Annotated in this window: 9 protein-coding genes; 3 read left to right on the top strand and 6 right to left on the bottom strand. The window is 63.0% G+C overall.

Annotation, left to right across the window (positions count from 1 at the left end):
* Positions 1-146 precede the first annotated feature (146 nt).
* A complete protein-coding gene (locus L1080_RS31730) occupies positions 147-1,241 on the bottom strand; it encodes a hypothetical protein (protein ID WP_250769432.1) in 1,095 nt (364 codons plus the stop codon).
* Positions 1,242-1,505: 264 nt separating this feature from the next.
* Here L1080_RS31730 and L1080_RS31725 point away from each other — a divergent pair, with 264 nt between their 5' ends.
* Entirely contained in the window at positions 1,506-3,248 is a 1,743-nt protein-coding gene (locus tag L1080_RS31725) for a sigma-54-dependent Fis family transcriptional regulator (RefSeq protein WP_236603218.1), read from the top strand.
* Positions 3,249-3,290: 42 nt separating this feature from the next.
* Here the strand turns inward: L1080_RS31725 and nudC are convergent, their stop codons facing one another.
* Together nudC and L1080_RS31715 are read right to left on the bottom strand one after the other, a co-directional pair.
* Positions 3,291-4,193, bottom strand: a complete 903-nt coding sequence (nudC, locus tag L1080_RS31720) for an NAD(+) diphosphatase (protein WP_250769436.1) — start codon at positions 4,191-4,193, stop codon at positions 3,291-3,293.
* 69 nt (positions 4,194-4,262) lie between these two features.
* A complete protein-coding gene (locus L1080_RS31715) occupies positions 4,263-5,006 on the bottom strand; it encodes an alpha/beta fold hydrolase (RefSeq protein WP_250769439.1) in 744 nt (247 codons plus the stop codon).
* A gap of 221 nt (positions 5,007-5,227) precedes the next feature.
* Here L1080_RS31715 and L1080_RS31710 point away from each other — a divergent pair, with 221 nt between their 5' ends.
* Both L1080_RS31710 and L1080_RS31705 read left to right on the top strand, forming a co-directional pair.
* Positions 5,228-6,160 carry an alpha/beta hydrolase gene (locus L1080_RS31710; protein ID WP_250769442.1) on the top strand — a complete coding sequence of 311 codons (933 nt, stop codon included), beginning with the start codon at positions 5,228-5,230 and terminating at the stop codon, positions 6,158-6,160.
* A 166-nt stretch (positions 6,161-6,326) separates the two neighbouring features.
* Complete coding sequence (locus L1080_RS31705) at positions 6,327-7,550, top strand: CaiB/BaiF CoA transferase family protein (RefSeq protein ID WP_250769445.1); 1,224 nt, start codon at positions 6,327-6,329, stop codon at positions 7,548-7,550.
* A 288-nt stretch (positions 7,551-7,838) separates the two neighbouring features.
* Here the strand turns inward: L1080_RS31705 and L1080_RS31700 are convergent, their stop codons facing one another.
* From L1080_RS31700 to L1080_RS31690, 3 genes are all read right to left on the bottom strand, one after another.
* A complete protein-coding gene (locus L1080_RS31700) occupies positions 7,839-8,126 on the bottom strand; it encodes a Clp protease/crotonase-like domain-containing protein (RefSeq protein WP_250770164.1) in 288 nt (95 codons plus the stop codon).
* A gap of 302 nt (positions 8,127-8,428) precedes the next feature.
* A complete protein-coding gene (locus tag L1080_RS31695; protein ID WP_250769448.1) occupies positions 8,429-9,334 on the bottom strand; it encodes an alpha/beta hydrolase in 906 nt (301 codons plus the stop codon).
* 45 nt (positions 9,335-9,379) lie between these two features.
* Entirely contained in the window at positions 9,380-10,996 is a 1,617-nt protein-coding gene (locus L1080_RS31690; RefSeq protein WP_159924045.1) for a flavin-containing monooxygenase, read from the bottom strand.
* Positions 10,997-11,110: the final 114 nt, after the last annotated feature.

Here is an 11,110-nt window from a genome sequence, read left to right as displayed (position 1 = left end):
GCTTCTCCCCGCCCCCCGGCTCATCCGTTCGGCTTCACCACAAAACACAACACTTCATGCTTGCATAGCTACACGCCTCTTTTGGGCGGATTCGGCCGGTCGCGATGACCGGTGTGTCAGGTCTGCTGAGCTGTGCAAACCTGCGATCATCCCGTTTCGTTCGACCGACTCCGCGTCCCCTCGATGCGCTGCCGCTGCCGGGCCCCGTACGCCGCCTCCGTGACGGCGGCGTCGTCCTCGAGGCCCGACCCGAGCGCCCCACCGATGGTGGCGATGGACGCCAGCAGCCAGGCGAGCGTGAGGTAATCGGAGAAGTTGACCCCGTGCCCCAGAATGCGGGACAGCAGTTCCGGGGGAAGAGTGAGGCACGCCGTGAACAGCAGCAGGCAGAACAGGGCCACGTGGAGGACGATCACGCCGATGACCAGGGTGACGACGGTTGCGGTGTTGTACAGCACCGAACGGTCGCGTTCCTCCGGCGACCGAGGCCGCTCCCAGAGTTCATGATCAAGGATCAACCAGAGAATCATCGCCACGATCGACAGGACCGTTGCCGCACTCATACGCCACGGACCCATCGTGTCGGCGAACATCCAGATCGTGCTGGTAGCCAGCGCGACAGCACCAGTGGCGAAGGCGCCGACGAGGACCTTCGACAGTCCGGTGACCAAGCGCCACGGCCGGTTGGCCCGCACCATCCCCGACAGCAGTCGAAGTCGCCGCAGACCCGAGGGCGCGAAGTACCGGATGCCGTCCTCAATCTCCACACACGGGAACCGTCGCGCCGCGCCCGGCGCCGTCAGTTCCGGTTCACCGAGGATGCGGGCGATCGCGAGTTCGGTGACAGTGCGGACGCGGCCCTCGATGTCGACTCCGCCCACCCCGACGACCGAGATCAGCGCAAAAAGGTGGTCGGCGCTGACGTCGGCGACCACCGGCAGGGTGTCCTCGCGGCGCGGCAGATCGGTGAGGTACACGACGATGTCTTCCCCCTCGGAGGACGGATCGACCGCGTCGATGACATCTGCGAAGTTCGCTTGCTCGTCTGAGAGGTACGGCTTGCTGCGCACGCACGCCGTCCACCGGCGCTCGAGCCGGTCACGGCTCCGCAGGCGCTCGGGCAGGTACTCCGCGACGCGTTCCGCGAGAGCCTGAGGCTTGCCCGGATCTGCGATCAACAGCACCGAAGCCTGCTCACCTATGGCACCGGGCCCTCCCTGCAGATGCTCGTTCGCCTTCACCTCGTTCGCGTACCCGCTCGTTCCGACCCGAAACTAGTGGCGCGGTCTTTCCGCCGCACGGCAGTCGCCACCTGATCTGCGAGCGGACTGTAGCAAAACGGGACACTGCCACCGATGTGAGCCAAGTTACATTGCCAGGGAGGAATCAGCTCAGGAATTCAGTAGTTATGTAAGGTGGCTATGAGTATCTACAAGGCGCGCCGCGGGCCATGGAACGAACGTGACCGATTCCGGCCATCAGCGCCATCGCGAGAGAACCAAGAGTTGAGCAATCTCCGACCCGAGATCGAAGCGTCGTGGCGACGGTGTGAAGTTATCGGCGTCTCGTCCGGCGATGACGACCTTCCCTACACGCCGGACGTGGATCGCGACAGCCGGTTGAGAAGAGCCGCCGATCCCGTGATCGACAACCTCGTCCTCCATCTGCTGGACGCCCCCGCGACCATCCTGCTGGCCGATTCCGCCGCGCAGATCGTCGACCGCAGGGCTGGCAACGCTGGGTTGCGAGCGCGTTTGGACCGCGCCTACGTGGCACCCGGATTCCGGTATGCCGAGGAGGACACCGGCACCAACGGGATCGGCACCGCGTTGGAGGAGCGACGACCGTTCCAGGTCAGCGGTGGCGAGCACTACCGTGAGGCGCTACAGAGCCTGGCGTGCGTCGGTGTTCCCATCATCCATCCGATCACCCGCACCGTGGAGGGGATACTCGACATCACCTCCAACCTGTCGGATTCCAACGCGCTGATGGGCGCCCTGGCGAAATCAGCCGTTCGCGAAATTCAGTCGCGCCTCTATGCCGAGTCCTCCGATCGCGAGCAACGGCTTCTCCAGTCCTTCCTGCAGGCCTCTCGCCGCGGCTCCTCCGCAGTGGTGTCCTTGAACCAGGATGTCATCATGACCACTCCGATGGCCGCGCAGATCATCGACACGTCCGACCAAGCGCTCCTCTGGGATTGGGCATGCCGAATGCTCGCCGGCCGCGACGAATTCATCGGGGAAGTCAGGCTCGCCGACAACGTCACGGTATCCGCGACTGCACGTAGAGTCGGAGACTCCCGATCGCCGGCGGGCATCGTCATCGAGATGCGGCAGCATCTCCGCGATACGAAGAAGTCGTCCGCCCGTCAATTGGCGTCAGCCTCCGCCGTCGAAAAACGCGCGGAGACTGTCAAGATTCCCGGCCGCAGCTTGTCGACGAAACGACTGCAGACCGAACTCGAGCGGCTCGCCTCGATCGACGCGCCTGTCCTCGTCACCGGAGAACCCGGCGTCGGCAAGTTCTTCGCCGCGACCGCCCTCCACCGGATGCAGGATGCCGACGGCCGTTTCACCGTGTTCGACGCTGCTACCGCCTCTGTCGACCCCGACGCGTGGATTACCGGACTGGTCAATTGGAACAAGGTCGACGGCGCCCTTATCATCCGGCACCTCGATCTCCTGCCGGAAAAACTGGTCCCCAACGTCTGCGCGGTCCTCAGTGAGGCAGTCGACCATCGCGCGCAGATCATTGCCACCGCGGGCGAAGCGATCCGTCAAGGTCCCGCCGGACGACTGTGCGATCACTTCATGCGCCGCATCGAGATCGATCCACTGCGACTTCGGTCCGAAGATATCGCCGACATCAGTGTCGCCCTACTACGTAAGCACTCCCCCGACCGAAACGGCCTGCGACTGCAACCCGCTGCTCTGCAACTGCTGGTCGCGCGGGACTGGCCGGGAAATGTCCGAGAACTCGAATCGGTTCTGGCGTCCTCGCTCCTGCGGTCGATGGGCTCCGACATCGGAGTGCAGCATCTGCCCGACGGTTACCGCGACGGTGATCTACGCCGCCGAAATGCCTCGACGTCGCTCGAATTGGCGGAGCGTGACGCGTTGCTCAAAGCACTCGTCGAGACCGACGGCAACAAACTACTGGCTGCGCAACGCCTGGGGGTAGCTCGCTCCACCCTCTACCGCAAAATGCGCGCCCTGGGGATCGACGGGAGCCGGTTCCTTCCGCAGTAACGCCAGTCGATGACGGAACCGTGCCGAGCGCGAGATGGAGCGTCAGTCACCGGCTCGCGCCCAGGCCTCGAGCATGCGCCTCGCAATCGAGGCTGCACCGGGCAACAACACGTGCGCCTTCGTCGAACTCGTCCAATCCCCGGCAGCCAGAGCCTCCCGTACCTCCGCGCGGGTGCACCAGACAGCTTCGCCGATCTCGCCATCCCTGAAGACGAACTCGTCTCGGGGGTCGGCCGTCGCATGGAATCCGAGCATGAGGGAGCGCGGGAAGGGCCAGGGCTGACTTCCGACGTAGACCACATCGGAGACCGTGAGACCGACCTCCTCTGCAACTTCCCGTGCCACACAGCTTTCCAGAGACTCGCCCGCCTCGACGAAGCCCGCGAGCGTCGAGAAATTCCGTGCCGGCCAGTTCGCCTGACGCGCCAGCAGGACTCGGTCTGCCCCGTCGTGCACCAGACAAATGATCGCGGGATCGGTACGCGGATATTCCTCCCGACCGCACGCCGTGCACACGCGCATCCAACCACCTGAGGTGATCGTTGCCGGCGCCCCATCCTTGACGCAGAAAGGGGCGTCGTCCTGCCACGTCAGCAAGGCCATCGCTGTGACATACCGGTCGGTGTCGGCAGCGTCGAGGATTGCTCCGTGTGAGCGCAGGTCACCGAGCTCGACCACGGTTCCTGTCGTGGAATTGTCAGCGAGGGACTCGTCCCGCACCGCCCACTCGTGAACCGAGCCACAGACGCCGAGCAGTACGGCGTGCGCGGGAGGCTCGGCGTAGAAATCGGTGGCCGGTTCCAGCATCAGTTGTCCGTCTACAAGCCGGACCTGACCACGCCCGTTCACACGAAGTATTCGCGCATCCGGCCACGCCTCCACCCACGCGGTCGAGTCGTCACGCACCGAGACGGGACGGCTCACCGGCACAACGTGATTCAACATGGTGAATTCTCCCTGACTTCATAATTCGAACGTGGCACTCCCGGTACCCGGCTTAAGTTCCCGGTCAGATCAGTACAGGGATTGCTCCCACAACGCCACCGTCTCCGGAGCGTTCTCCACCATGGGGTAGTGCCCGGCTTTGCCCCGCACGGTCCTCAGGTTCCCGTGCGGCAAGGCCACCAATGTGTCCCCTAGGTACTCTGCCGTCACGAAGGGGTCGCTTTCACCCACGATCAGGGTGGTAGGCCCTTCGTAGGTGCCTATCCGGTCGAGGAAGTCGGGGCTGGTCCAGTTCTTCAGGTAGGACTCCCACGTCGCCTGGTCCATCGTCGAGCGGTTGCGGTCGGCGAGGTTCTTCAAATCTGTCTCGTCGATGTGTGGTGCCAGTGCGCCCCGGATGGCTGCACCCGGATCTGCCCAGGCCGCGGCGAAAGATTCGTAGGTCGCCTGGTCCAGAGGGGTACCCGCCGGGGACACGGGCGTCAGTGCGACGACCGAGGTCACGCGTTCAGGTGCGAGGGTCGCCACCCGAAGAGCTGTGGTGCCGCCCATCGAATGTCCGAGTACGGAAAAGGTCGACCATCCGAGCTGGTCGGCGGCGCCGAGGGCGACCGCGGCCATCCCGTCGATTCCGTCGGCCGGCGCCTCGGGACGGTTCACCCCGTATCCCGGAAAGTCGACGTACGCGTAGGTGAAGCGGGACTGATCCGTCAGGGCGCGTGCTTTGAGCCACACGCTGCTGTCCAGCGCCCAGCCGTGCAACACCAAGACCCGATGGTCACCGTTTCCTTCGATCGCTGCAATCGCGTTCACTGCCGTACCTCCCTGTCGGCGACGCTGAAACTCCAGCCGTCGGTTGATCACTCCGAACGAACCTAGAACCGCAGTAAGGCGTCGGCGTGTCCGATTGTGAAACACACCCACGCGGCGGATGCATGTGCCATTTTCGGACACTTTCCGCGCCGGACGCGCACATAGTGTGGCGCCACCTGCCTGCTGAACAGACTTGCCCATGACACGAAGGAGAACACACCATGGCACTCGATCCTGCGGTCAAGAATTTGATAGACACTCTGAACGAGCAGGGACTGAAGTCGTTCGAGCAGATGAGCATTGCTGAAGTCCGTGAGGTCGTCGAGTCCTTCAGCGGCCTCCAGGCACCGAAGGCAGACGTCGCGCGTGTTGTCGATACGGTCTACCCCGGACCCGGTGGCGATCAGGCAATTCGCCTCTACATCCCGGAGTCCGACACTCCGCTGCCGGTCGTGGTGTACATCCACGGTGGTGGCTGGGTCGCCGGCAGCCTCGACGTCACCGAGCAGCCATGCCGCGCGCTGGCATCCGACGCGCACGTCATCGTCGCCGCACCGAGTTACCGGAAGGCACCCGAGCACAAGTTCCCTGCCGCACCCGGCGATGCGTTCGCCGCACTGAACTGGGTGGTCGAGCACGCAGCCGACTTCGGTGGCGACAGCACGCGGGTAGCCGTCATGGGCGACAGCGCCGGAGGCAACCTGGCCGCGGTCACGGCCCTCCGAGCGCGCGACAACGGCGGCCCGGCATTGCGCGCTCAGGTATTGATCTACCCGGTCATCGACGGCACGGCACGATTCCCGTCGCGCGAGGAGAACGCCGAGGGGTACTTGATCACCACGGCAGCGATCGACTGGTTCTGGGAGCAGTACCTGGCCACGCCGGAAGACGCTGAGAATCCGTACGCCTCCCCGGCCAAGGCCGCGGATCTGTCTGAACTTCCCACGACCTTGCTGTTGCTCAACGAATACGAGGTCACTCGGGACGAGGGCGTGGACTACGGCCGGCGGCTGGCCGACCATGGCGTCCCCGTGCAGGTCGAACTGTATGAAGGCCTTGTCCATGCCGTGTACTGGATGACCGGTGCCATTCCGCGCAGCGCTGAACTGCACAGCGCCGTCGTCGAATTCCTCGGCAAGCAGTTCGCCGACTGAAACACTGCCCGAGCGAGTACGCAATTGCCCCTAGAGGTTCTATCCCTCCGAGTGGTCACCACCCAACGCAATGTTACGTATATTTGTAATAGACTCCTTTATTGCGGAAAATCACCACGACTGTCATAGTCATAAAAATGCTTCCTGTGCAGCGAAAGAGGTTCCAGTGGAACTCACACCCGGCGCTCTCCATGGTCTGCGCGTCATCGATCTGACGACCGTGATCATGGGCCCCTTCGCCACCGCAACCCTCGCCGACATGGGCGCAGACGTCATCAAGGTCGAGAGCCTCGACGGTGACATGAGCCGAGATATAGGTTCCCGCCGCCATGACGGGATGAGCGCTCTGACACTCAACCTCCAGCGCAACAAGCGCAGCATCGCGATCAACCTAGCCTCCGAGGAGGGCCGCGAGATCCTCGACGATCTGGTGCGCAATGCCGATGTGCTGGTGACTAATCTACGGCCACGCTCCCGGCAGAAGTTGGGCATCACCTATGAGCGGCTCTCGGAGAACAATCCGGGACTGATCCTCTGCACCGCACAGGCATACGGCTCCGAAACCGCCTTTCGCGACTACCCCGCCTACGACGACATCGTGCAAGCAGCGTCCGGCGCCGCGAAACTCACGGAACTCATCGACGGTGAACCTCGCTACGCGCCATACGTCATTGCCGACAAGGTCGTCGGTCTCTACATCGTCATCGCCGTCCTCGCCGCCGCGATGGAGAAGAGCCGCACCGGCCTCGGCCAGGAGGTCGACGTGCCGATGGTCGACGCAATGATCGGTTTCAACCTCGTCGAACACTTCGGTGGCCACACCTTCGCCCCGGCCGAAGGGAACTTCGGATGGGCACGCGTGCTGACACCGGAACGAGTCCCACACCAAACGGCCGACGGCTGGATTTGCATTATGCCGTACTCGGCGAAGAACTGGAACGACTTCTTCACCATCGCCGGCCGCGACGACCTGGTGAACAATCCCCGCTACGCCTCGGTGAACGACCGCCACACTCACATGGGCGAACTTCTCTCAGCGATCCGAGAGGCCGTCCCGAGCCGAACCACCCAGGAATGGCTGACCTTGTGTGAAGCACACGGAATTCCCGCGTCCGACCTACTCGATCTCGCCCACGCGCACGAAAACTCCTACGTCCTGGACCAAGAACTGATCACCAAGCGTGAACATCCCACCGAAGGCGAGTATTACGCCACCCGCACTCCGTTCACGATGTCGCGCACACCGATCTCATTCAGCCGGCACGCTCCCCTGCTCGGCGAGGACACCTTCACGATCCTCGAAGATCTCGGTTACTCCGCCGATCGCGTCCATGCACTGGCCGATACATCCGTCGTGAGGGCGACGTCGCCTCAGGGGACCTCCTCCTAGACGGCGCCCTTGTGCAGTAGCGCTCACGGGGCATCGACCAGGCCGTGTCTGCAATTCGGATGCCCATTGGCCAGGTTTCAAGCCGAACGACATTCACGAACTCCTGATTGCCGTCGCCAGTCGTGCGCCGGCCACGTGGCATCGTTCGTCGTCCATCGTGGCCACCAGGTACACGGCGCGATCGGCAAAACCCGCGTGGACGAGCTGCGGGAATCTACCAATCCCGCCCTGGCCGGCGCTCGCAATTCGGATCCGCCCAAGACTTGTAAAAAGAACTCCGTGGAAGCGTCAATTCACTTCCACGGAGTTCTTCGTTTCTCGAGCACGTCGCGTGTCGGTGGAGGCGGCAGTTCGCTTCTCCCTGAGGGTGTTGCCTGCCTCGGTGTGATCGGTCGTCTGCTGAGCCAGCGCCTGCACGGCAGCGGGTATTTCGAGCAGCCTGTCGAGGCTGGTGCTGTCGCTCGCGCAGGAGCCTCGTGCCCATCCGTACCGAGTGAGGCGTATCGCTGCCACCCGGCCAGGAGCGCGGGCTTCGTCGAGCAGCCACGTGCCACCGTCACCCCGGACGATTCCCACTTCACGAAGCTCCCTTTCACCGGCAACGCGGAGGTCGCACCTGGGGGCGAGGTCGCATCCGGCACCGATGGCAGGGCGGTTTGTCTCGAGAACCCGCCGCGTAGGAAGAGGACTGGACGATCCATGAGTGTATTTCCCCAATCTTTACTGCGATCGATCCTTCGACTGGTGCTCGACCGGTGCACATACGAACTCGGCGGCGGCCTAAACCGGTGTAGACCGGTATAGACCGCCGCCGCGAACACTTTCACCCCTTGTCGCCGAGAACCTTCGCCTTCATACGCATGCTGCGCATTTGAGGTTCAGGCGAGGCCCAACTTGGGACGCAGCCACTGGGCGATCCGGCTCAGCGCTTGATCCGCCTCGGGTGCCCGACCCGCATTGAAGTGGAATACGTGCTGTTGCTCATCGACCACGTCCAGCACCACCTCGCCGCTCACCTTCTCGATCAATTCGGCCAACCGACGTGAGTCGTCGAGAAGCGTCTCATAGCCTCCGACCGATACGTACACCGGAGGGAAGTCGGTGTAGTCGCTGAGCAGTGGGTTCGCCCGCGGGTCCGTTGCATCTGCGGGTTCGGAGAGAAACATTCCCCGCATCGTTTCCAGAACCGCCCTCTTGGCCAAAACGTCGACTGCGTCGTTCGATTCGACTGTCATCCCCTTGATCTCCATATCGAGCCATGGTGAAAGCGCGACGACGGCAGCAGGAGTGGGAAGGTTTAGACCCGCGAGCTCGAACGTTGTCGAGATCGCGAGATTGGCACCCGCCGAGTCGCCGGCGGTCGCCGTGTACTCCGCCTTGTAACCCTGCGTGCGGAGCCACTTCTGGACGGCCATGCAATCTTCGAGTTGGGCTGGGTGCTTGTGCTCCGGCGCGAGCCGGAAGTCCACGATCAGGGCGTGAACACCCGTCAGCTTCGCCAGGTGTGCTGCAAGCTTGCGGTGTGAGAAGCGTGAACCCGTCGCGAAGCCGCCACCGTGGGTAAAGACGATTACGCGGTCTTCGGCGGCCCCCAGAGGCTTGGCCCACATTGCCGGCACACCGTTGGCTGTCACTTCCTCATAGGTGACATCGGTAGGCTCGATGGTCGGAAGATGCCACTCTTCGAACATATCTCGCTGACTGGCGAGGTCCATTCCTTCGGACCGGGTCAGCCACGACGCGTACAGGTCGTTGAGGAACAGAGATTCTTTGCTCACGGACATGTGTTGCTCACTTTCATCACTACTCGAGGGAGGGAGATTGACTGTTCAGGAAAGCGCGAAGCCCTTGTATCCCGCACACACGGTCTCGTCCCACTTGGCCAGGTAGAGGGGAAGACCACCGGGGTAGTTCAGCAACTGCCGCGGCTTACCCGGGACGTTGGCACCCATGTACCAGGAGTCGGCTTTGTCGTAGAGCGCCTCGGCCGTCAGCTCGGCGACGTGATCGGACCAGGCAGCATCCGCATCCGCCTCGGATTCGATACGGCTCAACCCGTTGTCCCGCATGTAGTCGATGGTGTTGATGACGAGGTCACCTTGGATCTCGGCGCAGCTGGGCCCGTTACAGAAGCCCGACGGGCTGAGTGGTCCGTAGAGGAACAGCAGGTTGGGGAATCCTGCCGTCGCGACCCCAAGGTTTGCCCGTACACCGTTCGACCACTTGTCCCGGAGCAATGTGCCGTCGGTGCCGCGAATGTCGATGGCGGTCAGGCCACCGGTGACGGCGTCGAAGCCCGTTGCATAAACGATGATGTCGAACTCGTGCTCTTCCGAAGCGGTCTTCAGCCCGGTGCGCGTGATCGTCTCGATCGGGTCCTCGTGCAGATCGACGAGACGCACGTTGTCCTGGTTGAAGATGTCGTAGTACGTCTGCTCGAGCGAGGGGCGCTTCACGCCGAAGGGGTACGCCTTCTTCATCGGCGCCAGCTTCTCGGCGATCACCGGGTCCTTGATCCGGGCACGCGTCCGGTCACGCCAGAATTCGTAGGCCGTGTCGTTTGCAGCATCGTCGACGAAGACGTCTTGGTACGTTCCGAGCCAGAACTCGAAACCGTGCTCCCACAGTCGCTCATAGGTGGCGGTTCGCTCTTCGTCGCTCACCTCGAGGGCTGACTTGGGAATGAAGTCGAAGTCGAAGCCGGAGAATGACGCCGGACGACGACTGAACCTGTCCGCCAGATCGGACTTGATCTTCGAGTTGTCCTCGTCGGAGAGCCGACGCTGGCGCATCGGGAGCGCCTGGACGGGGGTGCGCTGGAAGACGGTCAGCTGTGCGGCTTCCTTCGACGCCTCCTGAGCGACCTGCACGCCACTGGCGCCGGTACCGATGATGGCGACTCGCTTTCCTGCGAAATCGATTCCGCCTTCGGGCCACAGACCGGTGTGGTGGTTGATCCCTGCGAAGCTGTCCATTCCCGGGAGATTCGGGAAGATCGGCTTTGCTGCGAATCCGGTGCACAGAACGAAGTACTGACAGACGAAAACGTTTCCGTTTTCCGCGATCACGGTCCACGTGTTCGCCGTCTCGTCGAACTCGGCGGAAGCGACCCGGGTGTTGTAGTAAATGTCCTTGCTCAGGTCGAGCTTCGCATCGACGTACTTGAAGTAGCGGCGCAGTTCGTCACCTCCGGGATAGAGCTCGGAGAAGGCGAATTCATCCCACAGGTCGGGGCGGGTGAACTGGTAGATGGGACCTTCGCTGTCTACTCGGGCACCCGGGTAGCGGTTCCAGTGCCAGATCCCACCCAGGTCCTCACCCGCCTCGACTACTTTCACCGAGTACCCTCGACTCCGCAGATTCTCGAGCTGGTACAACCCGGCGAATCCTGCTCCTACAACGAGGACGTCGAGTACCTCGGTTACGGCTGGTGCGGTAGTGCTCATTGTTGTCTCCTCTTGTTACCAATTGCTGCTTGGGGTCTGCTGCCTGGGGTCTGTGTATTGCGCTCTGCGTCGCAGATTGTGGTGAGCTGAAGTATCGGAATCCTGTCCGGCGCG

The organism is Rhodococcus sp. MSC1_016 (assembly GCF_023667485.2).
GTDB lineage: Bacteria > Actinomycetota > Actinomycetes > Mycobacteriales > Mycobacteriaceae > Rhodococcus_F > Rhodococcus_F oxybenzonivorans.
Note: the sequence above shows the minus strand (reverse complement) of the source record. Positions and strands in the feature narration are given on the sequence as shown.